Origin of the sequence: Pseudomonas sp. FSL R10-2964 (assembly GCF_009600035.1) — a bacterium.
Classification (GTDB): domain Bacteria; phylum Pseudomonadota; class Gammaproteobacteria; order Pseudomonadales; family Pseudomonadaceae; genus Aquipseudomonas; species Aquipseudomonas bubulae.
On record NZ_WIWH01000015.1, the window covers coordinates 48646 to 73509 of the forward strand.

19 protein-coding genes are annotated in these 24864 nt (G+C 62.1%); 12 read left to right on the forward strand and 7 right to left on the reverse strand.

Translation table 11 applies throughout. The annotated features are described in order from the left end of the window. Positions 1–22 precede the first annotated feature (22 nt). Together GHN92_RS10490 and GHN92_RS10495 are read left to right on the forward strand one after the other, a co-directional pair. The gene (locus GHN92_RS10490) at positions 23–1582 is read left to right on the forward strand and encodes a murein L,D-transpeptidase (protein ID WP_153380089.1); all 1560 of its coding nucleotides are present in this window, start codon (positions 23–25) and stop codon (positions 1580–1582) included. A gap of 142 nt (positions 1583–1724) precedes the next feature. Next, the gene (locus GHN92_RS10495; protein ID WP_153380091.1) at positions 1725–2807 is read left to right on the forward strand and encodes a nitronate monooxygenase family protein; all 1083 of its coding nucleotides are present in this window, start codon (positions 1725–1727) and stop codon (positions 2805–2807) included. Here the strand turns inward: GHN92_RS10495 and GHN92_RS10500 are convergent. From GHN92_RS10500 to GHN92_RS10525, 6 genes are all read right to left on the reverse strand, one after another. Further along, complete coding sequence (locus GHN92_RS10500) at positions 2780–4093, reverse strand: MFS transporter (protein WP_095000065.1); 1314 nt, start codon at positions 4091–4093, stop codon at positions 2780–2782. The genes GHN92_RS10495 and GHN92_RS10500 overlap by 28 nt on opposite strands. Before the next feature lie 71 nt (positions 4094–4164). Beyond that, complete coding sequence (gene dmpG, locus GHN92_RS10505; RefSeq protein ID WP_095018480.1) at positions 4165–5187, reverse strand: 4-hydroxy-2-oxovalerate aldolase; 1023 nt, start codon at positions 5185–5187, stop codon at positions 4165–4167. Between the two features lie 10 nt (positions 5188–5197). Continuing rightward, positions 5198–6127, reverse strand: a complete 930-nt coding sequence (locus GHN92_RS10510; RefSeq protein WP_095000067.1) for an acetaldehyde dehydrogenase (acetylating) — start codon at positions 6125–6127, stop codon at positions 5198–5200. A gap of 21 nt (positions 6128–6148) precedes the next feature. Continuing rightward, positions 6149–6940 carry a fumarylacetoacetate hydrolase family protein gene (locus GHN92_RS10515; RefSeq protein ID WP_095000068.1) on the reverse strand — a complete coding sequence of 264 codons (792 nt, stop codon included), beginning with the start codon at positions 6938–6940 and terminating at the stop codon, positions 6149–6151. 102 nt (positions 6941–7042) lie between these two features. Continuing rightward, the gene (locus GHN92_RS10520) at positions 7043–7816 is read right to left on the reverse strand and encodes a glucose 1-dehydrogenase (protein ID WP_095000069.1); all 774 of its coding nucleotides are present in this window, start codon (positions 7814–7816) and stop codon (positions 7043–7045) included. Positions 7817–7845: 29 nt separating this feature from the next. Then, the gene (locus tag GHN92_RS10525; protein WP_095000070.1) at positions 7846–8826 is read right to left on the reverse strand and encodes a flavin reductase family protein; all 981 of its coding nucleotides are present in this window, start codon (positions 8824–8826) and stop codon (positions 7846–7848) included. Between the two features lie 173 nt (positions 8827–8999). On the opposite strand from GHN92_RS10525, the gene GHN92_RS10530 reads away from it, so the two are divergent. The 10 genes from GHN92_RS10530 (at position 9000) to GHN92_RS10575 (ending at position 22977) form a co-directional block, all read left to right on the forward strand. Further along, positions 9000–10436: a coniferyl aldehyde dehydrogenase gene (locus GHN92_RS10530; RefSeq protein ID WP_095024612.1), complete on the forward strand. Its 1437-nt coding sequence runs from the start codon at positions 9000–9002 to the stop codon at positions 10434–10436. 92 nt (positions 10437–10528) lie between these two features. Continuing rightward, positions 10529–12094 carry an amidase gene (locus tag GHN92_RS10535; protein ID WP_095032529.1) on the forward strand — a complete coding sequence of 522 codons (1566 nt, stop codon included), beginning with the start codon at positions 10529–10531 and terminating at the stop codon, positions 12092–12094. A 219-nt stretch (positions 12095–12313) separates the two neighbouring features. Beyond that, positions 12314–13501 carry an acyl-CoA dehydrogenase family protein gene (locus GHN92_RS10540; RefSeq protein WP_095000073.1) on the forward strand — a complete coding sequence of 396 codons (1188 nt, stop codon included), beginning with the start codon at positions 12314–12316 and terminating at the stop codon, positions 13499–13501. 56 nt (positions 13502–13557) lie between these two features. Continuing rightward, a complete protein-coding gene (locus GHN92_RS10545; RefSeq protein ID WP_153380093.1) occupies positions 13558–15303 on the forward strand; it encodes an FAD-binding protein in 1746 nt (581 codons plus the stop codon). Next, complete coding sequence (locus GHN92_RS10550; protein ID WP_153380095.1) at positions 15300–17021, forward strand: FAD-binding protein; 1722 nt, start codon at positions 15300–15302, stop codon at positions 17019–17021. The genes GHN92_RS10545 and GHN92_RS10550 overlap by 4 nt, the downstream gene beginning before the upstream one ends. Next, entirely contained in the window at positions 17018–17779 is a 762-nt protein-coding gene (locus GHN92_RS10555) for an SDR family oxidoreductase (protein ID WP_153380097.1), read from the forward strand. Before GHN92_RS10550 ends, GHN92_RS10555 begins: the two co-directional genes overlap by 4 nt. A gap of 1 nt (position 17780) precedes the next feature. Then, positions 17781–18812: a ferredoxin--NADP reductase gene (locus GHN92_RS10560; RefSeq protein WP_095018485.1), complete on the forward strand. Its 1032-nt coding sequence runs from the start codon at positions 17781–17783 to the stop codon at positions 18810–18812. A 19-nt stretch (positions 18813–18831) separates the two neighbouring features. Further along, the gene (locus GHN92_RS10565) at positions 18832–20418 is read left to right on the forward strand and encodes a FadD3 family acyl-CoA ligase (RefSeq protein ID WP_095019854.1); all 1587 of its coding nucleotides are present in this window, start codon (positions 18832–18834) and stop codon (positions 20416–20418) included. A 269-nt stretch (positions 20419–20687) separates the two neighbouring features. Continuing rightward, positions 20688–21788, forward strand: a complete 1101-nt coding sequence (locus GHN92_RS10570) for a polyamine ABC transporter substrate-binding protein (RefSeq protein ID WP_153380099.1) — start codon at positions 20688–20690, stop codon at positions 21786–21788. Between the two features lie 88 nt (positions 21789–21876). Continuing rightward, positions 21877–22977 (forward strand): P1 family peptidase, encoded by a 1101-nt coding sequence (locus GHN92_RS10575; protein WP_095024615.1) that lies wholly within the window; start codon positions 21877–21879, stop codon positions 22975–22977. A gap of 77 nt (positions 22978–23054) precedes the next feature. On the opposite strand, the gene GHN92_RS10580 is transcribed toward GHN92_RS10575, so the two are convergent. Then, positions 23055–24794: a dipeptidase gene (locus GHN92_RS10580; RefSeq protein WP_153380101.1), complete on the reverse strand. Its 1740-nt coding sequence runs from the start codon at positions 24792–24794 to the stop codon at positions 23055–23057. Between the last annotated feature and the right edge of the window lie 70 nt (positions 24795–24864).

The following is a 24864-nucleotide window of genomic DNA, read 5'->3' on the forward strand; positions in this document are numbered from 1 at the left end:
GCCCATAATTGGAGTAAAGCAGTTGTTCAAAAAACGCGCATTTTACTTGAGCATTGCCTTGCTGACTGTGCCACTGGTCGCTGTAGCCGATCCCCTACAGGCAGACACCACAAGCCCGGTACAACAAGCGCTCAGCCAACTGCCGCAAGCCTGTCCGGTCCTGGCGCCACGGGTCAATGCACCGATGCTGCGAATGCTGCAGGGGTTTTATCAGGGGCAGAATGACCAGCCGGTATGGTCGGTCAATGGCCGTTTGAGCGCCCTGCAAGGGGAGCTTGCGCAGTTGGCGGATGACGGTCTGGACCCCGACACCTACAAACTGCCTGTCGCTGGTGATCTGTGTGCCGATATCGGGATCAGCCAGCAGTATCTGCAAGCCTTGCAGGACCTGCACTATGGTCGCCTGCAGCAGTCGCGGTTCGAGCCGGTATGGCATGCCAGTGAGGTTGCACAAGACCGCCAGGCCCGCATCCTGGCCTTTGCCGGCCCGGGCCTGGCGGACTTGCCCCGGGCTTTTGAACAGGCGCGCCCGCAAAACGAGCTGTATCAAAACCTGCGTCGGGTCTATGCCCGCCAGCGTCAGCAACCCTTGCCACAATGGCAACCACTGGCCAGCGGGCCGTTGCTGCGTCCGGGGGCTGAGGATGCGCGGGTGCCCGAGCTGGCCCGGCGACTGGTCAGTGAAGGCTACCTCAGCCACCTGCCGGCGACTGTCGATCACCATTACAGCAATGAACTGGTGGCGGCGGTGAAGAGCTTCCAGCTCGACCATTCGTTGCAGGCCGACGGTGTAATCGGCGCGGGCACCCTTAAAAAACTCAACATCAGCCCCCAGGCGCGGCGTGAGCAGCTGCGCATCAATCTGGAGCGCTTTCGCTGGATAGCCCAGGATCTGGAGCCCGATATCCTGCTGGTCAATGTGCCCGCAGCGCAACTGACCGTGTACCGCAACGGTGTGCCGGTGTGGCAGACACGCACCCAGGTCGGTCGTGCCGAGCGCCAGACCCCGCTGCTCAAGTCCCGGGTCAATCGCCTTACGCTCAACCCGACCTGGACCATTCCGCCGACCATCTTTCGTGAAGACAAACTGCCGCAGATCCGTCGCGACCCGTCTTTCCTCAGCCGTCAGGACCTGCAGATTGTGGACAGCAACGGCCAGCCGCTGGCGGCTCAGGATATCGACTGGGATCGACCGGGCAACATCCTGCTGCGCCAGGGCGCGGGGCCGAGGAACCCGTTGGGACGAATTGCCATCCGCTTCCCCAATCCGTTCTCGGTGTACCTCCACGACACCCCTAGCCAGGCCTTGTTCAGCAAGGGGCCACGGGCTTTCAGTTCGGGTTGCGTGCGGGTTGAAGCGGTGTTCCAGCTGCGTGACTTGCTGGTGACACCTGCCGAAAAAGTCCGTAGCGAGGAGCTGTTGGGTACCGGGCTGACCCATGAGTTCAGGCTGTCGAACCCGACACCGATCCTGATGACCTACTGGACCGCCCAGGCAAACAAGGACGGCAAGGTGACCTACGCACCGGATATCTACAATCATGACCCGGCATTGATTGCGGCTCTGGCCAGCAAAAAATAATTCGGCCATTGCGGACTTTCGTAGCAGCTGACGAACGCAGCCTCGCTCCGCTCGTCAGCTGCTACATAGTCTTGGGCAACTTGCCTCATCTGCAGGCGAGCCACTAGTATCCAGCTCCCGATTGTCGACCCTGAGAGCCCCCATGAGCTGCTGGCCCGATTCGCGTTTCACCGATCTGCTGGGTATCGCCCACCCCCTGATTCAGGCACCGATGCTGGGCGCTGGCGCCGATATCATGATCGGCGTGGCACAGGCCGGGGGGCTGGCCTCACTGGCCTGCGCCACGTTGAGCCTGGAGGCCATCCGCAGCGAGGTGGCAGCCTTTCGGGCTGCCTGCGACCAGCCGCTCAACCTGAACTTTTTCTGCCATCAGCCTCCGGAGTACGACGAGGCTGCCATCGAACAGTGGAAGTCGCTGTTCAAGGCCTATTACAGCGAGCTCGGCGCCGATTATGACGCGCCCACTCCGATATCCAGCCGCGCGCCTTTCGATGAAGCCACCTGCGCCCTGGTTGAGGAATTGCGCCCCGAAGTGGTGAGTTTTCACTTCGCCCTGCCGGCACCGGAGTTTGTGGCCAGGGTCAAGGCCTGTGGGGCCAGGGTGCTCAGTTCGGCCACGACGGTTGACGAGGCGCAATGGCTGGAACACCACGGCTGTGACGCAATTATCGCCATGGGCTATGAAGCGGGCGGTCATCGGGCGATGTTCCTGCATCGTGAGCTGACCACGCAAATCGGCACCTTCGCTCTGGTGCCGCAAATCGTCGATGCCGTGTCAGTGCCGGTGATTGCTGCAGGCGGCATCGCCGATGCGCGAGGGATCGCGGCGGCGTTTGCACTTGGCGCCAGTGCCGTGCAAATCGGCACTGCTTACCTGTTTTGCCCTGAAGCAAAGCTGGCCAGGGCTCATCACCGTGCGTTGCGCGAGGCTCAGGCCAGAGATACCGCGCTGACCAATCTGTTTACCGGGCGGCCAGCACGGGGCATCGTCAATCGGGTCATGCGCGAACTGGGCCCGATCAACTCCCAGGCGCCAGCCTTTCCGTTGGCCGGTGGCGTGCTGCTGCCGCTCAAGGCCAAATCCGGGGCTGACAGCGGCGACTTTATCAACCTGTGGGCGGGCCAGGCTTTCCCCCTGAGCCCCGGGCGCATGGCCGAGCTGACGTCGTATGAGCTGACACGCAAATTTATCGACGATTATGCCGCCCGCTCTACATGCCTATAGCAATTTTGCCCGGCATGGCTGGCGGTGCGAATCAGCAACATGATTGCACCTGCCACCGGCAGGCTTACCAGTAGTAATGCATAGCGCAGCGATTCAATACCGAAAGCCGGCTGCAGGGCATCGCTGAGCAAACCGGCCAGCAACGGCCCCAGGCCAATCCCCAGCAGGGTCGAAATAATGGTCTGCAAGGCCATCGCCGTACCCCGGCGGTTGGCCGGGACCAGTTGGGTGATCAGATTGAACGACGGCGCCACCCACCACACCGAAAAAAAGCTGTAGAGCGCGCACAGCAGCATCGCACTGGGCACCGGTACGCTGCCCACCTGCAGCCACACTGTGTTTGGCCACAGCAGGTAGGCGAACAGCGCACTGAGCGCTGTCACATGCCCTATGACCGGAATGCCCACTTGCCAGTGCGGGTTGCGCCGGGTCAGGTGGTCACTCAGCCAGCCGCTGAACAAGGCGCCGATCCCGGCAAAGCCGCCGCAGATAAAACCCGCCAGCAACCCGGCATGTTGCAGTGACAAACCGTGGGAGCGCACCAGAAAGCTGGTGTTCCACATGCCGATGGCATAAGAGCCCAGGGTGGTCAAACCACCCGCCATCACCAGGCAACGGTAAGCGGGCAGGGCCCAGAGTTTGCGTGCCTCGCTGCCCATGCTCTGCAGGGGGTGGGCCGCGTGGGCGCTGGCCAGGTCCCAGCGGCCACGCGCCGGGTCCTTCACCACAAAGGCCAGCAGCGTGGAGAACATCAGCGCCGGCATGCCGATCACGATAAACGCGGTGCGCCAGCCATAGTGTTCAACCACCCAGGCGCCAAGGCTGAGGCCGATCACTGCGGAGAAGGTCGGTGCCGCCGTGAAGCAACTGATGGCAAACGATCGGCGATGGGGCGGGTAGAGGTCGGCAATGATCGACATCGATGTCGAGGTGGTCGGCGACTCGCTCACCGCCACAGCCATGCGTGCCAGGGCGAGCATCCAGAAGCTCACTGCCAGCCCGCACAACATGGTTGCCACGGCCCACAGCAAACAGGCGATGGCCAATAAGCGGGTGCGTACCATACGGTCGGCCAGGCGACCGGCAGGCAGGGCAAGCAGGGCGAATACCGCGGCAAAGGCCAGGCCGGAAATCAGCCCCATCGCTGTGTCACTGACGCCGAACTCGGCTTTGATCGGCTCAATCATCACTGCCAGAATCTGGCGCCCGACAAAGTTGTCGGCAAACACCGCTGCCAGCAATAACAGCAAAGCATGGCTGCGCCAGCCGACATGAGTGTTGGACATGGTGGGTTTCCTGTGAGGTAAAAACGCCGAAGGCGCTGACCCGGTCAGCGCCTCCGTCAAGGTGCGACGCCTCAGGCCCGCTGGCGCGCCAGGGTCATGGCGGTGTCTTCGATCATGTCTTCCTGGCCGCCAACCATGCCGCGACGACCCATCTCCACCAGAATCTCCCGTGCTGGCACGCCGTACTTTTTCTCGGCGCGCTTGGCAAACAGCAGGAACGAGCCATACACCCCGGCGTAGCCCATGGTCAGGGCATCGCGGTCGCTGCGGATCGGGAAGTCCATGATCGGCACCACCAGATCCTCGGCCACGTCCTGAATGCCAAACACACTGACCCCGGTTTCTATGCCCATGCGATCGCACACGGCCACCAGGATTTCCATCGGCGTATTCCCCGCGCCCGCGCCGAGCCCGGCCGCTGCAGCGTCGATGCGGGTGGCTCCGGCCTCGATGGCCGCGATGGAGTTGGACACGCCCATCGACAGGTTGTGATGGCCGTGAAAGCCGATCTCGGTGTCCGGGTGCAGGGCCGCACGCAGGGCTGCAACCCGCGCCTTGATATCGTGTGGCAGCATATAGCCGGCCGAATCGGTGAGGTACACGCAGTTGGCGCCGAAGCTCTCCATCAACTTGCCCTGTTTGACCAGCCCCTCGGGACTGTTCATATGGGCCATCATCAAGAAACCCACGGTGTCCATGCCCAGCTTGCGGGCATAGGAGATGTGTTGCTCGGACACGTCCGCCTCGGTGCAATGGGTCGCCACGCGGATGGTATTGACCCCCAGTTCATGGGCCATTTGCAGATGGTCCACGGTGCCGATACCCGGCAGCAGCAGGGCTGACACCCTGGCCTTTTTCATCATCGGGATCACGGCCGACAGGTACTGCTCATCGGTGTGCGCCGGGAAGCCGTAGTTCACCGAGCTGCCACCCAGGCCGTCGCCATGGGTGACCTCAATCAGCGGCACGCCGGCTGCGTCCAGGCCGCAGGCGATGTCTTTCATCTGCTGCAGGCTGATCTGGTGACGCTTGGGGTGCATGCCGTCGCGCAGGCACATGTCATGCACGGTAATTTTTTTGCCGCGAAGATCCATGATCGGCTCCTTAAGCGAGGGCAGGTTGGGGGGCTGATGCCTTGAGTTGCAGCTCGCCCTTGAGGATTTCCTCGGCGAACATCTCGGCGGTGCGGGCGGCCGCGGCGGTCATGATGTCCAGGTTGCCGGCGTACTTGGGCAAGTAGTCGCCCAGGCCTTCGACCTCCATGAAAATCGAGACCCGGTTGCCGTCAAACACCGGGCCGTTGACCAGCTTGTAGCCGGGCACATACTGCTGCACCTGCTCGATCATGCTGGCGATGGCCAGGCTGATAGCGGCTTGATCCGGTTCGGTTTCAGTCAGGCAATGCACGGTATCGCGCATGATCAGCGGCGGCTCGGCGGGGTTGACGATAATGATCGCCTTGCCCTTTTTCGCCCCACCCACCTGCTCGATGGCACTGGCCGTGGTGCGGGTGAATTCGTCGATATTCTTGCGCGTGCCCGGGCCCACCGATTTGGACGCGGCAGTGGCGACGATTTCGGCGTAAGCCACCGGCTGGACGCTGGACACAGCCGCCACCAGCGGAATGGTCGCCTGGCCGCCGCAGGTGACCATATTGACGTTCATGGCGCCGCGCTTGAGGTTGGCCTTGAGGTTGACCGGCGGTACGCAATACGGGCCAATGGCAGCCGGTGTCAGGTCGATCATCAGCACGCCCAGCTCGTTGAGCTTGCGGCTGTTTTCAGCATGGACATAAGCCGAGGTGGCATCGAAGGCGATCTGGATATTGTCTGCCAGCACGTGCGGCAACAGACCGTCGACCCCGTCACTGGTGGTCTTCAGGCCCATCTCGCGGGCGCGGCTCAGGCCTTCGGAGGTGGCATCGATGCCCACCATCCACACGGGCTCCAGCACTTCGCTGCGCAGCAGCTTGTAAAGCAGATCGGTGCCGATATTGCCCGGCCCGATCAGGGCACATTTGATCTTTTTGCTCATGGCTAAGGTCTCGAAGGGGGGTTAGGGCACAAAGCGCAGGTTGGCAGAGCCCAGGCCGCTGAGAGTCAGGCTGACCTCATCGCCGGGTTGTACCGGAACCAGCGGCGCCAGTGCGCCGGAAAGGATGATTTCGCCCTTGCGAAACGGGATGTCGAACTTGCCCAGGGTATTGGCCAGCCAGGCCACGGCCTCGCAGGGGTGGCCCTGTACCGCCGAGCCAAAACCATGACCGGCGGGCTGGCCGTTTTTCAGCAAGTGCAACTCGACCTTGGCCAGATCCAGCTCGCGCGGGTTGATGCGCTGTTCGCCCAGGGCGAACACACCGCAGGAAGCGTTGTCGGCCACGGTGTCCTGAATGCGGATTTTCCAGTCGGCAATGCGCGAGTCGACAATTTCGAAACACGGCACCACCCATTGGCTGGCTGCCATTACGTCTTCGGCGGTGATGCCGGGGCCGTGCAGGTCTTCGCCGAGGATAAAGGCGATTTCGCCTTCAGCCCGTGGCTGCACCAGGTGGTGGGCGGCAAAGCTCACATCGCTGTTGTCGGCGACTTGCATGCGGTCGGTCAAGAAGCCGAAATCGGGCTGGTGCACATCAAGCATGTCCTGCACGGCACGGCTGGTAACGCCAATTTTTTTGCCGACCACCTGCTCGCCCAGCGCCTGGCGGCGTTGCAAGAAACGCAGGGAAATGCGGTAGGCCGTGTCCAGGGTCAAATCCGGGTAACGGGCGGTCAATGGCTCAAGGCTGCGCCGCTCCAGCAGGGCGTGAAACAACTCGTCGCCCAGGGCTTCAATCAACTGTGTGTCCATAAATTGGCTCTCGGGAGGCTATGCAGAAAATCCTCTTGTGGGAGCGAGCCTGCTCGCGAAACTTCTTCGCGAGCAGGCTCGCTCCCACGGTTTGATGGTGGCTCAACCCGGCCAGACGCTCGATTCGGCGCCGCCGTCTACTTCCAGGATCTTGCCGGTGACCCAGCGTGAAGCCGGGCTGGCCAGGTACAGCGCTGCAGCCGCGATATCTTCAACTTCGCCCAGGCTTTGCAGCGGCGTGGCCTTGATCATGCCGTCGCGCATGGCCACCGGCAGCACGCCATTGAGGGCGGCAGTCAGTACCGGGCCGGGAGCAATGCCGTTGACCCGTACCTGCGGTGCAAAGTCCTGGGCCAGCAGGCGGGTCATATGGCTCAGCGCGGCCTTGGCGGTGCCGTAGGCGCTGAATTGGGTTTGCGCATAACGCGCCGCGCCCGAGGTGATATTGATGATGTTGCCGCTGCCGGCTTCGCGCATATGCGGCACGCACAGCTGGCTAAGGTGATAGGCCGAAGACACGTTGAAGCGCATGATTTCTTCAAAACGCTCCACGCTCAGGGTCAGCGGATCGTTGGGGCCGGCGCCGCCAGCATTGTTTACCAGGTGGGTGATGCGGCCCATCTGCTCGCGGGCCTGGGTGACCAGAGCGCTGCGCTGTTCGCTGTCATTGACGTCGCAGCTCAGGGCCAGGGCCCGACGGCCGAGGCTGCGTACTTCTTCGGCTACGGCTTCAACGTCGGCCAGGGTGCGGGCGGCCAGAACCACGTCGGCGCCTGCTTCAGCATAGGCCAGGGCGATGCCGCGCCCGATGCCGCGCCCGCCGCCGGTGATCACCGCCACGCTGCCGGTCAGGTTGAAGCGCTGAATAATATTCATATAAGTCCTTTTCCTTTTTAGGTAGAAAGCTAGCGGGGCGCCCACAGGTCGGGCAAGCCGGGATCACTGGCGGCAATCAGGCGCTTGAGCAGCACCTTGAGCGCCTGGGCATCACCGGGAGCGAGACGGGCCGACACGTTCTCTTCCACCGCCTTGGCCAGCGCCACCTGTTGCAGCGAGGCCTCGCGGCCGGTGGCGGTCAGCACATAGCGTGGCGCCTGCTGGCTGCCTTCGAGGGCGACCAGGTTCTGCTTTTCAAGAAAGCGCATGCTTGCCACGCTTACCACATGCCCGGTATAGCTGACGAAGTGATTGATTTCATCCAGGGTCAGGTTGTCGCGAATACACAGCACTGACAGGATAAAAAAGGCATGTTCGTCCAGTTGCTGATTGCTCAGCAGGCGATGCAGGGCGTCGAGCAGCTGGTAATGGGCGCGGCCCAGCAAGTAACCGAGCAGGTCTTCGGTGTAGCTGCATTCCGGCGGTGGCGGGGTGGTCGCCAGGCGCAGCTCGCTGCGCGGCTTGCGGGTTGCCAGGGCATATTGGCCACTTTGAAAGGCCAGCGGTGCACGGTCACTGTGATCGAAGGCGAGTACTTCCCCGACGAAAATCACATGGTCGCCGCCTTCATACTGAAAGGCCGTGCGGCACTGAAACCTCGCGGTGCAGTCCTGCAGAAGCGGCGCGGGGCTGATGCCGTTATCGAGCTCGATTTCAGCAAACTTGTTCTCGCCCTGCATGGCAAAGCGTCCGGACAGCGGCTCCTGCTCTGTCGACAGTACATGCACGTTCCAGTGCGAACCTGCACTGAATACCGGCAGGCTGCGGGCGGACTTGGCCAGGCTCCACAGCACCAGCGGCGGGTTGAGCGATACCGAATTGAAACTGTTGGCCGTAATGCCAATGGGCGAGCCATCTTCGGCCTGGGTGGTGATGATCGTCACCCCGGTGGTGAAGGTGCCCAGCGCGGTACGGAATGCCTGCGGGTCAAAACTGCTTTGCACTGCCATGACGAACCTCATGGATTGAATTTTCGTGCTGGCAGTATTCCCCTGGCTTGCGGGGGCTACATCGTCTTAATGGACTAACGGATATGGCCGATTATCGTCCGATCGGACGAGGCATTGCGGGGCGCAGTTCGCTAGCGTCGGTTGATCGAACCGGTGTATCAGAGGACTTATCCATGACGTTCAGCAGCACTGCTCCAGAACAGCTGACCAGCCTGTTGGCGGCGCAGAAAAAAGCCTTTGTCGGCGCAGGCCACGTCAGTGCCGAGCTGCGTCGGGAGCGCATCCAGCGGGTGATCGAGTTGCTGGTGCGCTTCCAGCAGCCGCTGGTCGAGGCCATGGATGCCGACTTTGGCGGCAGGCCCCAGGGCTTTTCGTTGATGAATGACGTGCTGGGTTCCCTGGCCTCGCTCAAATACGCCCGCGACCATCTCGAGCACTGGGTTGCAGACGAGCCGCGCCAGGTGTTTGCGCCCTATGACCAGTTGGGCGCCAAGGCCTGGGTGATGCACCAGCCCAAGGGCAGTATCGGCATTCTCGGCACCTGGAATGCGCCGCTGTTCACCTTGCTCAGCCCCTTGGCCTGCGTGCTGGCGGCGGGTAACCGGGCGATTCTCAAGCCCTCTGAAGTGGTGCCGCGTACCGCCGATGTGCTTGCCGGGGCTTTTGCCGAGCTGTTCGATCCGCTGGAAATCGCCGTGGTCACCGGCGACGCCGAACTGGCGCAAGTGTTTACTGCGCAAGCCTTCGACCATCTGGTGTTTACCGGCAGCACTGCGGTGGCGCGCTCGGTGATGCGCAATGCGGCGCAAAATCTGGTGCCGTTGACCCTGGAGCTGGGCGGCAAGTCGCCAGTGATTATTTCCCGCAGCGCCGATCTGGCCAAGGCGGCCTTCAGCATTGCCGTGGCCAAGGCCAATAACGGCGGGCAAATCTGCATCAACCCGGACGTGGTGTATGTGCCCCGCGAACAGATGGAAGATTTCCTTGGCCTGCTGGGCGCGGCCTACAGTGAGCTGCTGCCCGCCACCGACGCCAATCCTGACGTGGTTGCGGTGGTCAACGACCGGCATCTGCAGCGTATCGAAGGCTATGTGCAGGACGCCCGCCAGCGTGGCGCGCGTGTCGAGCGCTTCCCTCGGGCTCTTGAGGTCGACGCGCTCACACGCAGGCGCCCGTTGCAGGTGGTGATCAATCCGCCCCGCGACAGCCTGATCCTGCAAGAAGAAATTTTCGGTCCGGCACTGGTGCTGTTGCCCTATGAGCAGCTTGACCGTGCGCTGGCCGATATCCATTCACGCGAGCGCCCGCTGGCGCTGTACTACTTCGGGCAAAGTGAAGAAGAGCAGCGTCATGTGCTGCAAAACACGATTTCCGGTGGGGTCAGCATCAACGACGTGATGATGCATGCGGCTTTGCACGATGCGCCTTTTGGCGGTATTGGCGCCTCGGGCATGGGCCATTACCACGGCCGCGAAGGGTTCCTGGAGTTCAGCCATATGCGCACCGTGTACAAGGCTGCGGCCCACGACCCGCGCCGCGAGTGGGGCCTGTTGCCGCCTTATGGCGAGCACTTTTTACCCGCCATGCAGGCGATGGTCACCGCCGACTGAAACCCGAAATGCCCTTGTGGGAGCGAGCAGGCTCGCTCCCACAAGGGGCGTTGCTATTTAAATAAAAACAAGATTTGCTCTGGAGATAGACCTTGCAAAACCCTGCCGAAACACCTGAACAATCCACTGGCTGGCCCCGTCGCCACGTCCTCAAAGCGGGCGCCCTGGCCGTGGGTGCCGGGCTGCTGGGGCGTTTTGCCAATGCCGCTGAAGGCACCGCCATTTCGCCCGCCGAGTATCTGGCAATGGATGCCACCGACATGGCCCGCGCCGTACAAAAGGGCGAACTCAGCCCGCACGCTCTGCTGGCAGCGGCCATGGCCCGCTGTGATGCCGTCAACCCCAAGGTCAATGCCGTCAATATGCGCCATGACGACTACGCCCAGGCACTGCTCAAGGCCCGCAGTGCCAGCGGGACTGCGAATACCGGCGCACTGGCCGGGGTGCCGATCCTGATCAAGGACCTCAACACCTACCTGCAAGGTACCCGCACCACCAATGGCAGCAGGTTGTACAAGGACGCGCCACCAGCGCCCCACACCAGTACCCTGATTGACCGTTATCAGGCAGCCGGGGCCGTGCCGTTTGGCAAGACCACCTGCCCGGAATTCGGCCTGACCACCACCACCGAATCCCTGCTGTGGGGCCAGACCCGCAACCCCTGGAACCTGGCCAAAAGCGCCGGCGGCTCGTCCGGCGGAGCTGCTTCGGCGGTTGCCGCAGGTATTGTGCCGGTGGCCCATGCCACCGACGGCGGCGGCTCGATCCGCATTCCGGCGTCTTATTGCGGGCTGGTCGGGCTCAAGCCGACGCGTTACCGCACACCAAGCGGCCCGGGCAAGTACGAGGGTTGGTTCGGGGCCAGCGTGGGCAACGTGGTGTCGCGCAATATGCGTGATATGGCGCTGTTTATGGACGTGGGGCAGGGACATGAGGCGGGCAGCCCGTATTGGGCAAAACCGCTGGTACGTCCTTATGTTGAAGAGCTGCGCACTGCACCGGGCCGTCTGCGTATCGGTGTGGTGCGTGACTCGTTGACCGGCTCGCCGCTGGACCCGGCGGTGGTCAGGGTGCTGGACGACACTGCCAAACGCCTGGCCGCCCAGGGCCATGAAGTTGAAGAATTGCGCCTGAGCATCGACCCGCGGCAGTTGTTCGGAGCTCACGGCTCGGTGGTTGGCGATGCCTTGCTGACCATGGTGCACGATCGCGAGCAAGTGCTGGGGCGCAGCGCCACGGCCGATGACTATGAACGCATCACCCAGGTGGTACTGGGCAATGCCCAAAAAGTCACTGGAGAGGGTCTGTACCGGGCGCGGCAGTCGTTCGAAAGTATTGGCGGTTATATGGAAGAGCAGTTCCAGAAGTACGACGTGATCCTGTCGCCGGTAACGGCCAACATTACTCCGGACCTGGGCCTGCTGAGCCTGAACCAGCCGTGGGACAGCTATGCCCACAACGCCATGGGCAGCGCGGCCTTTACCGTGCTGGCCAACGTCAGCGGGCAGCCGGCGCTGTCGTTGCCGGTGGGCATGAGCGACAACGGCCTGCCCATCGGCATGATGTTCACCGCGCCATTGGGCGGTGAAGACGTGTTGCTGCGTTTGGGCGCGCAGATCGAGCAGGATCGGCCTTTTGCGAAATTGCCGGTGGTTTAAAAAGCGCCCTGACCCTCTCCCTCAGGGAGAGGGGATTGATTGGCGTTTGCCCTGCGGCTAGCTCCCTCTGCCTTTGGCAGAGGGTTGGGGTGAGGGCCAGCCTTCACCCGATATCCCGACTAGTCCGCTTTGACGATGATCCACAACCCCGCTGGCGGGATTATTCGTCACACACCGCCCGCGCATTCGCGCAGCGAGAGACTGACGGAGAACACACGGATGGATCAGATACGAGAGAAAAGTCCGATTGAGCTTGAGCTGCTGCAACGCGCGCGCAATTTGATACCTGCGCTTAAAAGCCGTTCAGCCCAGGCGGACAAGGACTGCAAGCTACCTGACGAAACCGTTCGCGAAATGCAGGAAGCCGGGCTGTTTCGTGCCCTGCAACCGAAAAAGTGGGGCGGCCATGAAATCGACTTGCGCACCTTTTTTGAAATCCAGATGACCCTGGCCGAAGGCTGCATGTCCACCGCCTGGGTTTATGGCGTAGTGGGTGTGCATCCGTGGCAACTGGCGCGTTACCCGGTAGAGGCGCAGCGTGATGTGTGGGGCGAGGACAGCTCGGTGCTGGTGGCCTCGACCTATATGCCCGTGGCCAAGGTCACGCCGGTCAAGGGCGGCTATCAGGTCAGCGGGCGCTGGGGCTTCTCCAGTGGCAGCCAGCATGCGCAGTGGTGTCTGCTTGGCGGCATCGTGCCGCAAGATGAAACCGGCCCTACCGAACACGGCACCTTCCTGATCCCGGCCAGCGACTACCGTATCGAGCAGAACTGGGACGTGTTGGGGCTGCGCGGCAGCGGCAGCCACGATATCGTCGTTGAAGACGCTTTTGTTCCGGCCCATCGAGTACAGCGCACCAACAATTACGGCATCGAAGCCACACCGGGGCGGCTGGTCAACACCAACCCGATGTACGCCATCCCGTTTGCCCAGGTGTTTGCCCGTGCCGTCTCTACCTCGGCCCTCGGCGCCCTGCAAGGCGCGATCAACGAGTTCCGTGACAACGCGGCCAAGCACATCGGCAAGCATGGCGCCAAAACCGCCGAAGACCCGGCCGCCCAGGCTGCCGTGGCCGAAGCCATCATCACCGTCGACTCGCTCAAACTGGTGCTGATGCGCAACTACGCCAACCTGATGGCGCTGGCCGCCGCCGGGGAATACCCGGATGTGGAAACCCGCTTGCTGTATCGCTACCAGTCTTCCCATGTGACCAATGTGTGCGCCGACCGGGTCAGTGACCTGCTGCGCTGCATGGCCGCATCGGGCTTGTACAACACCAACCCGGTGGCGCGCTTCTTCCGTGACCTGCATCAGGCTCGCGGGCATATCGCCAATAACGAGGCGGCTTACCGGCGCAGTTACGGCCTGGTGCAATTGGGCCTGCCCAACGCGGATCCGTTTGTGTGATCGGCTGATCTACATCCGGCAAAACACCTCTGACCTCAGCGCAAGGCATAACAATAATGACGGCTCACGATCAGTCTCAGTCCAGCTATGACGTAATTGTTGTCGGCTCCGGCGCCGGCGCCATGACCTCAGCCCTGTTTGCGGCTGATCAGGGCCTGTCGGTCCTGATTGTCGAAAAAAGCGATAAATACGGTGGCACTTCGGCGATTTCCGGTGGCGGTATCTGGATCCCCAACAACCACTACTTTGCCGCGCTCGGCGGGCAGGACAGCCCCGAGCTGTCGATGCAGTACCTCAAGGCGGCCACCGGCGAGCATGGCGACCCGGTGCGCCTGAAGGCGTATCTGGATCACGCCGCGCCGATGATCAAAAGGCTCACTGCCAACAGCCACGTGCGTTATGCGGTGGCCGACAAATACCCCGATTACTACCCGCAACTGCCCGGCGCCTTGCCGGGTGGTCGCACCCTGGACCCGGAGCTGTTCGACACCAGCCTGCTGGCCGAAGAGCTGCCCAACCTGCGCAAGCCTTCACCCTCCACCCTGTTGATGGGGCGCATTGCCTGGACGGCCCGCGATGCGCACAAGGCCATGGCGCGCAGCTTTGGCTGGCAATGGCTGATCTTCAAGTTGATGGCGCGTTACAAGCTCGACTTCAAATGGCGGCGCAAAAGCAAGTACGACCGCCGCGCTGCGTTGGGCAGTTCGCTGGTGGCGTCGTTGCGTCGTTCACTGATGGACCGCAACGTGCCGCTGTGGCTCAACACCGACTTTCAGGATGTGGTGCTCGACGGTGACCGGGTGTGCGGCATCAAGGTCGCCACCGGCGGCAAGGTGCTTGAACTCAAGGCCCGTCGCGCCGTGATTTTCGGCTCTGGCGGTTTCGAACAGAACCAGACGCTGCGTGAGAAGTTCCTGCCGCAGCCGACCCGTGCCAGCTGGAGCGCCACGCCACCGGGCAACAATACCGGGGCAGCGCTTGAGGCCGGCATGCACATTGGCGCGGCCACCGCGCTGATGGACTGGGCCTGGTGGGCACCGACCATTGCCGTACCCGGCGAAGAAAAACCCCGCGGGGTGTTTGCCGAACGGGCGTTCCCGGGGGCTATTGTGGTCAACAGCCTGGGTCAGCGCTTCGTCAACGAAGCGGCGCCGTACCTGGAATTCGTCGACGCCATGTATCAGGACAATCGCAAGACTGATGGCCGATCAGTGCCTTCGTGGGTGATCTTCGACGGGCACTTTCGCTTCCACTACGCCATGGGCCCGATGATGCCGGCCCAGGTGATGCCCGACAGCCGGCTGCGCAAGGAGTGGCTCAACACCGTGTACTGGAAGGCCGACAGCCTTGAAGCCCTGGCCATGCAGATCGGCGTGGATGCGCAGGGGCTGGACAGCACCGTGCAGAAGGTCAATGGCTACGCCCAAACGGGTGTCGACCTGGACTTCGATCGCGGCGGCAACGTCTTCGATCGCTACTACGGCGACAGTAATATCAAACCCAACCCGTGCCTGGCGCCGTTGCGCAAGGGGCCGTACTACGCCATGCGCCTGGATGCCGGTGATATCGGTACCAAGGGCGGGTTACTGACCAACCAGCATGCCCAGGTGGTGCGTGAGGACGGCCAGCCGATCCCCGGCCTGTATGCGATCGGCAATTGCTCGGCATCGGTGATGGGCACCAGCTACCCGGGCGCCGGTGGCACCCTGGGCCCGGCCATGACCTTTGGTTATATCGCCGCCAATCATATCGCCAGCAGCGTGCCGGCTACGGCCAGCAGCAAGGTGCGGGCACTGTCATGAGCCGAGCACAGCATACGTCCAGCAACAGCAAAATTCTCGCGCCCTTGCAGGCCGAGCGCCTGAGTGCAGGGGACTGGCGCGACACCTGCGACGTGCTGGTAATAGGTTGGGGGGCGGCGGGTGCCTGCGCTGCGCTGGAGGCCAGCAGCAATGGCGCCAGGGTGATTGTGGCGGACCGCTTTACCGGCGGTGGCGCCAGTGCCAAAAGCGGTGGTGTGGTTTACGCCGGTGGCGGCACCCGGCATCAACAGGCCGCAGGTTTCACCGACAGCACCCAAGCGATGTTTGACTACCTCAAGCACGAAACCCAGGGCGTAGTCAGCGATGCAACCCTGCAAAAATTCTGCGATGACAGTGTCAGCAATCTTGACTGGCTTGAAAGCCACGGCGCGCGTTATGCCCATAGCGTGCCGCCGGGAGGGAAGACCTCATACCCGTCCGATGGCCATTTTTTGTATTACTCGGGCAATGAGCTGGTGCCTTCCCATGCCGGCACCCGGCCACCGGCGCCCCGCGGCCATCGTACGGTGGGCAAGGGCCAGTGTGGCGCGGTGCTGTATGGACATCTCAAAGCCGCGTGTCTGCGGGCCGGGGTGCAACCGCTGTTGCAATCGGCGGCACGCCGGCTGGTGGTGGATGCCAGCGGGCGGGTGGTGGGTGCCGAGTTCTGCAGCCTGCCCGAGGGCAGCCGCGAAGCGCGCTTGCATGCACGCCTGGCGGCACGGGCCGAGCGCCTGCAAAACTTCGCCCCCGGTTACTGCGACCGCCTGCGCCTCAAAGTTAGCCAGCTGGAGCGTGACCATGGCCAGCCGTTGCTGATCCGGGCCCGCCGCGCGGTTATCCTCAGCACCGGGGGCTTTATCTTCAATCGCGGGCTGATTCGCGATCATGCGCCCAACTTCAGGCGCAATTTCAAGGTGGGCGCTACCGGTTGCGATGGCAGCGGTCTGCTGCTGGGGCAGTCGGTGGGGGCCCGAAGCGAGCGGTTGAGCCGGGTGTCGGCCTGGCGCTTTATCAACCCGCCGCACTGCTGGCCCAAGGGCATTGTGGTCAACAGCAATGGCCAGCGTTTTTGCAACGAAGAGGTCTACGGTGCCACCCTTGGCCAGCCGCTGTGCGATGAGCAGGGCGGGCAGGCGTGGCTGGTGCTGGATGCGCGTTTGCGCAAACAGGCAATCCGTCAGGCGCTGTTCGGTGGCTATTGGTGGTTCCAGAGCCTGCCGGCACTGGCCTTGATGCTGCTCAAGGTGCGCAAGGGTGACAACCCGGACCGGTTGGCCAGCGTTTGCGGCATGCAGGCGGGGGAGCTGAGTAGTGCCCTGCGCGCTTACAACGCCGGTGCCCGGGGCGATGGGCCGGATGCTTTCGGCAAGTCTGAAGGCAGCCGCCAGGTGTTGGATAAGGGGCCGTTTTACGCTTGCGATATCAGCGTCGGTAACCCGATCTTTCCGCTGGGGGCGCTGACCCTGGGCGGACTTAAAGTTGATGAAAGCAACGGCGCTGTACTCGATACCGATGGCCAGCCGATTGCCGGCCTGTTCAGCGCCGGGCGCACCGCTATTGGTGTGGCGTCGCACCTGTATATCAGTGGCTTGTCCCTGGCCGACTGCGTGTTTTCGGGGCGGCGTGCCGGCCTTGCCGCCTCAGGCAGGAACGAGCCTGGCACAACAATCGCGAGCAGGCTCGCTCACACAGACAGTGCAAGGGTGACCTTATGAGCGCACGTGTTGCAGGCAAGGTGGCGTTGATTACCGGTGGGGCCAGTGGCGTGGGCAGGGCAACGGCGCTGCTGCTCGCCCGTGAAGGTGCCCGTGTGGTGATCAGCGATATCGATGTGGCGGGTGGCCTGGCCCTGGCTGAAGAGATCGGTGCGCAAGCATTGTTTATTGAGCATGACGCGGGCAGCGAGACGCACTGGGCGCGGGTGATCGACACCGTTCGCGAGCACCACGGGCGGCTGGATATCCTGTTCAACAACGCCGGGATCCTGCTCAAGGGCGATATTGAAAATACCGCCTATAGTGATTGGCAACGGGTGCAGCGCATCAACTCCGACAGTGTCTTCTTGGGTTGTCGCGCCGCCATAAGCCTGATGAAGGAAAGCGAGGGCGGCTCCATTATCAACATGTCTTCGATTGCGGCGGTGGCCGGACGCGATGATTACGTTGCCTACAGCGCCTCCAAAGGCGCCGTCGCTGCCCTGTCGCGTACCGTGGCGGTGTTGTGCCGCCGGCGCAAATACCGCATTCGCTGCAATTCCCTGCACCCTGACGGCATCCTCACACCGATGACCACCGCGAGCCTGCCCGCCGGGCTCGACCCGTGGAGCCTGACCATCGATGCCGACCCCATGGGACGCATGTGCCTGCCCGAAGATGTCGCCGCCAGCGTGCTGTTTTTGGCCAGTGACGAGTCCCGCGCCATCAGTGGTATCGAGCTGCGGATCGACAGCGGCCAGTTTGTGATGAGTATCTGATATGAGCCAACCGGCGTATTTCTCCCTGCGCGTAGCGCAAATTGTGACTGAAACCGCGGACTCCCGTTCCCTGGTGTTCGATGTCCCTGCGGCCTTGCGTGAGCAGTTCACCTATAAGTCAGGGCAGTTTCTGACCCTGCGCGTGCCCTTTGAAGGCGGCTGGTTGCCGCGCTGTTATTCGCTCTCCAGCACCCCGCTGGAGGACGAGCCCCTGCGCGTCACCATCAAGCAAGTACGTGACGGTCGTGCCTCCAACTGGCTGTGTGAGCAGTTGCGTGAGGGCGACCAGCTGGAAGTGCTGGCGCCGGCCGGGGTATTTGTACCGCGGCATTTTGACAATGACTTTGTGCTGTTTGGCGGTGGTAGCGGGGTCACACCGGTGCTGTCGATCCTGCGATCGGCGCTGATTGCCGGCACAGGCCGGATCCTGCTGATTTACGCCAATCGCGATGAAGCGTCGGTGATCTTTGCCGCCGAGCTTAAAGCCCTGGCCAGCGCCCACCCGCAACGATTGCAAGTGATCCACTGGCTGGACTCGGTCCAGGGCATACCGGCGGTGGCACAACTGGCGCAGATGGCACAGCCTTTTGTGCATGCCCAGGCTTATATCTGTGGCCCCGGCCCGTTTATGGATGCGGCCGTCAGCGCCTTGCACGACATCGGCATGGAGCACGGGCACATCCACGTCGAGCGTTTTGTCTCGCTGCCGGAAGAGGGCAGTGTGGCCGCTCCGGCACCGGTCAACACCGATGTGATCGGCAGCCAGCTGTCGGTGCGCCTGGACGGGGAGGAGTACGAAGTGCCCTGTGCAGAAGGCGAAACCCTGCTCAATGCCATGCATCGCGCCGGCCTGAAACCGCCCAGCTCCTGCCTGGTGGGTTCCTGCGCAACCTGCATGTGTACGGTTGAGCGCGGCAGTGTCGAAATGCTGCGCAATGATGCCCTGGACCCACAAGAACTCAATGACGGCTGGGTGCTGGCGTGCCAATCGGTGCCCAGCAGCGAACAGCTGCGCGTGTGCTTTCCCGAATAACCTGCCAGACGAGTGACCGATGACTTCCAGCCTGCAACAGAGCCTGCCGCGCTCGATCCCGCAACTGCTGTTCAACGCCTCGGTGCAGCATGCCGGGCGCACGGCCATTGAAGAACATGGCCAATGCATCGACTACAGCGAACTGCCGCGCCTGGCCCTGGGCGTAACCCGCAGCCTGATGGCTCAGGGCATTGGCAAGGGCGACCGGGTAGCGATCTGGGCACCCAACGGCCGGGACTGGATCATTGCCGCGCTGGGCATTCATTGCGCGGGGGCGGTCATGGTGCCGATCAACACCCGGATGAAAGGCCCTGAAGCGGCCGATATCTTGCTGCGCAGCGGCAGCCGTCTGCTGTTTGTGCAGCCGAGTTTTCTGGGCACCGATTACCTGGCTTTGCTCGCGCCCTATCGACCGGCCAGCCTCAAGTGCCTGGTGTTGCTGGGCGAAACCACGGCGGCCAGTTCCGCCGGCCTGGACTGGGACGGTTTTGTGGCCATTGGCGCGGCCACCAGCGAATCTGCCGCGCTGTTGCGTGCAGCCAGCGTGAACAGCGATGACCTCAGCGATCTGCTGTTTACCTCCGGTACCACCGGCAAGCCCAAGGGCGTGATGAGCGCCCATGGTCAAACGATTCGGGCCTTTAGCGAATACGTGTCGGTGATCGGTTTACAGGCCGGTGACCGTTATCTGGTGATCAACCCGTTTTTTCATGCCTTTGGCTACAAGGCGGGGTGGCTGACCTGCCTGCTGGCGGGGGCGACCATCCTGCCGCACCCGGTGTTCGACGCCGAAGCGGTGTTCCAGCGCATTGCCGCAGAGCGCATCACCGTGTTGCCGGGGCCGCCGACCCTGTACCTGTCGATGCTGGCCCATCCCAAGCTGGCGGAAACCGACCTGTCGAGCCTGCGCATTGCCGTGACCGGCGCGGCGACGGTGCCGCCGATCCTGATCGAGCGCATGCGCAGCGAACTGGGCTTTGCGGTGGTGACCACGGCCTATGGCCTGACCGAATGCGGCGGCTTGGCCACTATTTGCGACCCTGCTGACTCGGCGACGATCATCGCCAGCACCAGTGGCCGGGCGATTCCGGGCACCGAGGTGAGCATCCGTGACCCGCAAAACCGGGCTTTACCGGCGGGCAGCACGGGGGAGATCTGCCTGCGCGGTTTTCATGTGATGCAGGGCTACTTTGAAGACCCGCAGGCCACCGCTGAAACCATCGACAGTGAAGGCTGGTTGCACACCGGGGATATAGGCCAGCAGGATGCCGCGGGCAATCTGCGCATCACCGACCGGCTTAAAGACATGTTTATCGTCGGTGGTTTCAACTGTTACCCGGCTGAGATAGAAGCCGGCCTGATGGAGCATCCGGGCATTGCCCAGGTGGCGGTAATCGGTATACCCGACGCGCGTATGGGCGAGGTAGGGTGTGCGTGCGTGGTGTTGCGTCATGGTGTGCAACTGGATGAGGCAGGATTGATCCAGTGGGCGCGTGAACATATGGCCAATTACAAGGTACCGCGTGTGGTGCGCTTCCATGACGCGCTGCCGGTGAATGCGTCGAACAAGGTGGCGAAGAATGAGTTGCGGGCGGGATTCATGTAACGGGCCACCTGTGCGCTCGCCCTCACTCTGGCCTCCAGGGCCGGGGTGAGGGGGGCTTTTTCGGACATAGAACCGGACATCGACAATGGCCATAACTGTCCCCTTTTGGCCTGCCTCCCTCTGTGATCGTGCCGGGCTCTCGGCAAGAATCAACCCCGTCACTCAATAACAACAAACCACTTCGTCCTTGCCCTTGGCCTTTTGCAGGCCGCTGCCGTGTACAGAACATAACAACGATCGATCTCACGCCGAATCCGGGGAACTGAGCCATGGACACTCTGAAATGCTTGATGAGCGCCACTGTTTGTGGGCTGACGCTGCTGGCCAGTGCCGTACAGGCCGAACAGCGCGAGCTGCGGGTGTATAACTGGGCGGACTATATCCTGCCGTCCGTGCCCAAGGACTTCGCCAGACAGACCGGCATCAAGGTCACCTGGGACTCCTTCGACACCAACGAAGCCCTGGAAGCCAAACTCCTCACCGGCAATTCGGGCTATGACCTGGTGGTGCCGTCCAACCAGTTCCTCGATACCCAGATCAAGGCCGGGGTGTTCCAGAAGCTGGACAAGAGCAAGCTGCCCAACTGGCAGCACCAGGACCCGGCGCTGCTCAAGCTGCTGGACACCAATGACCCTGGCAATCAGTACGCTGTGCCCTACATGTACGGTACGGTGCTGATCGGTTTCAACCCGGCCAAGGTCAAGGCTGCGCTGGGTGAGGATGCGCCGGTGGACAGCTGGGACCTGGTGTTCAAACCCGAAAACATGGCCAAACTCAAATCCTGCGGCGTGGCGATGCTCGATTCGCCTTCGGAAATCCTGCCCTTGGCCCTGCACTATCTGGGGCTGGACCCCAACAGCCAGAACCCCGCCGACTATGAAAAAGCCAAGGCGCTGATGCTCAAGGTCCGCCCCTATGTGACCTACTTCAACTCGGCCAAGTACATGACGGATATCGCCAATGGTGACATCTGCGTGGCCATTGGTTATTCCGGCAGCTTCTACCAGTTTGGCAACCGCGCCAAAGAATCGGGCAACGGCGTGGTGGTGGACTGGCGCTTGCCCAAGGAGGGCGCACCGATCTGGTTTGACACCTTCGCCATCCCTAAAAGTGCAAAAAATGTCGAAGAGGCCCACGAATTTCTCAACCACCTGCTGGAGCCCAAGGTCATTGCCGGGATCAGTGATTTTCTGGGTTACCCCAATGCCAACAAGGACTCGCTGGCACTGATCAACAAGGACATCACCGGTAACCCCAATCTGACCCCGACCAGCGAGGCGCTCAAGTCGCTGTATGTGGTGCAACCGTTGCCGCAAAAAATGGAGCGCGTGCGCACCCGGGTGTGGACCAGCATCAAGTCGGACAAGTAACCCCTCGGAGGTAGTGCATGGGGGTTATCGTCAAGTGCCGGCCAGGTTCTTACACTGGCTGCACTTAATCGAACGACGAGAAAGCACCATGCGTATCCGTGAGCTTGGCATCACCATCGGTTCGGGCACCCCGGGGGCGTACAACGCCATCACCGACGTACCGGGTGTGCGAGTGGGTCATCACACCCTCAACGTTGAAAACGGCGATGTTTCCATCCATTCCGGTGTCACCGTGATTGAGCCGCGTGCGGGAGCCACCCACCTGCAACCCTGCTTCGCCGGCGTGCATGTGCTCAATGGCAACGGCGACGCCACGGGGCTGGAGTGGATTCGCGAAGCCGGTTTGCTGACTTCGCCGATTGCCTATACCAATACCCACAGTGTTGGCGTGGTGCGCGATGCGCTGGTGGCAGCCGAGCGTGAGCTGGGCAAGCAGCACACCTACTGGTGCATGCCCGTGGTGCTGGAAACCTACGACGGCACGCTGAACGATATCTGGGGCCAGCATGTCACGGCCGAGCATGTGCAACTTGCCCTGCAGGATGCCAGGACAGGCCCTGTGCAGGAGGGCAATGTGGGCGGTGGCACAGGGATGATCTGTCACGAGTTCAAGGGTGGCATTGGCACTTCCTCGCGAGTATTGAGCCCGGAGCAGGGGGGCTGGACCGTCGGTGCGCTGGTGCAAGCCAACTATGGTGTACGCGAAGCCTTGCGGGTGGGGGGTTACCCGGTGGGTACCGTGCTGGATGACGTACCGTCCCCGTTTAAGAGCGAGAAAAATGTGGGCGTGCCGGGCATGGGTTCGATCGTGATAACCATCGCTACCGATGCGCCGCTGTTGCCACACCAGTGTACCCGTCTGGCGCAGCGTGCCAGTGTCGGGCTGGCGCGAGTGGGGGGCGGCACTGAAGACTCCAGCGGCGATATTTTTATTGCCTTTGCGGTGGGCAACAGCAATTTGCCGGCGGCCAACTTCGGCCATCCGGGGGAGCCGACCACGGCATTGCAGATGGTCAACAACGATTACATCTCGGCGCTGTTTGTGGCGGCTGCGGATGCGGTAGAGGAGGCGATACTCAATGCCATGCTCGGTGCGGATGACCTGAGCGGATGTGGCAATACCGTGCTGGCGCTCAAGCCCGAGCGGTTGCTGGCAGCGTTGCAGCAGGTGGGCTGGAAAGCCTCCTGAGGGCTGCCTCAACCTTGCGTAGCAGCTGCCGTAGGAACGAGGCTGCGTTCCTCGGCAGCTGCTACGGGGATTTGCCCTTACAGTTTCGGCAACTGCCCCACCCGGGCCATCATCTCGGTGACGATCTGCAGGTCCAGCATGAACTGCTCCACGGTCTTGAACTCGTTATCGGTATGCCCGGTGTATTTCACATCTGGCATGGCCAGGCCGAATTGCACGCCATTAGGCAGTTCATGCACCGAGGTTGCACCCGCCGAAGTACCGTACGTGTGCTCCATGCCCAGGTTTTCGCTGGCTACCGCCAACAGCGCCTTGACCCACTCACCCTCGGGGTTGCGGTACATCGGCTCGGCAATCGAGTACTCGAAACTCACCGGTACCTGCTGACTCTTGCTCCAGGCTGTCAGCTTCTCGGCAATCTGCGCTTTCAGTGCCTCCGGCGACTTGCCCTTGGGCACGCGCAGGTTGACCGCCAGCTTGAGCGCTTTGTCGTCCAGCCCCACAAAGGTCAGTGAGGTGGTCAGCGGCCCCATAAAGTCATCGGCAAAACCGACCCCCAGCTTGCCGCCCTTGTAGTCCAGGCCCCAGTTGTCGGCAGCATAGTGCGCTGCGTCGGTAATGTGGTTGTGCTTGAGGGCGATAGGGCCGTCGACGCTACTGATAAAGTCGAGCATCCGTGCCACCGGGTTGACCCCCGACTCGGGCTCTGAGGAGTGGGCAGAAACCCCGGTTACGGTCAGCACGACATCCTTGCCAACCACCTTGGCATTGACCTCGAAATCACCGCCATTGCGTTTGGCATATTCTGCACCGGCCTTGTTCAGGCTGGCCGCCAGCTCGGCGGGTTTGTCGGTCACCAGGGTTGCTACCGACGTCGACGGGATCTGGTTGGTCACCATGCCGCCGGTCAGCGAGACGATTTCGGCGCCCTGGCCTTCGCCCTTGCGCCGGGCAAAGGTGGCCATAACGGTGCCGTAACCTTTTTCGGCAATCACCACCGGGTAGCCGCCATCCAGCGCCAGGTTGTAGTTGGGCACCGGGTTGTGTTCGAAGTAATAAGGAATGGCATCACCGCTGGTTTCTTCGGTGGTGTCGATCAGCAACTTGAAGTTCCTGGCCAGTGGCAGTTGTTCTTCCTTGATGACTTTCATGGCGTACATCGCCACCACGATGCCGTTTTTGTCATCCTCCGTACCGCGCCCGTACATACGGTCACCGATCAGTGTGACCTTGAACGGGTCGAGTTGGGTGCCGTCCTTGAGTACCCAGTTTTCCGGGGTTACCGGCACTACGTCGGCGTGGGCATGAATACCGACCACTTCATCGCCACTGCCTTCGAGGGAGACTTCATAGACACGGTTGTCGATATTGCGAAAGTTCAGGTTAAAGGCCTTGGCCAGATCCTTGATCTTGTCGGCGATCTTGAGAAATTGCGGGTTCTCGTACTGGGGCACGTCGTCCAGGTTGACGGTGGGGATGGCCACCAGTTCACGCAGGGTGTCGGTAGCCGCCTTGCCGTATTTGAGCCGGGTATACAGGCCCAGCAGGCGATAGATCTCGTTCTGTTGCTCGGGGGCCAGTGCCTTGTTGTCGAGAAAGGCGCTGATGGTCGGGCCGAGATTATCTTTTTGCGCCAGCTCACTCTTGGCCAACGCCCCCAGAAACTGACGGAAGTCAGTGACATGGGTGTCGCTGAACGTCTTGAGGATGACAGCACTCTGTTGCGGGGTGATGGTGGCGTGGGCTGCAGTGCTGAACGCAGCGAGGCTGGCCATCATCAGGGTTGCAGCGGCCAGTTGTTTAAGTGAAAAGTCCATTTTGCTGGGCGTTCCTGTACAGGTCGTTGGATGGAAACATGAAGTAAGTGAAACAAAACATTTCCAAACT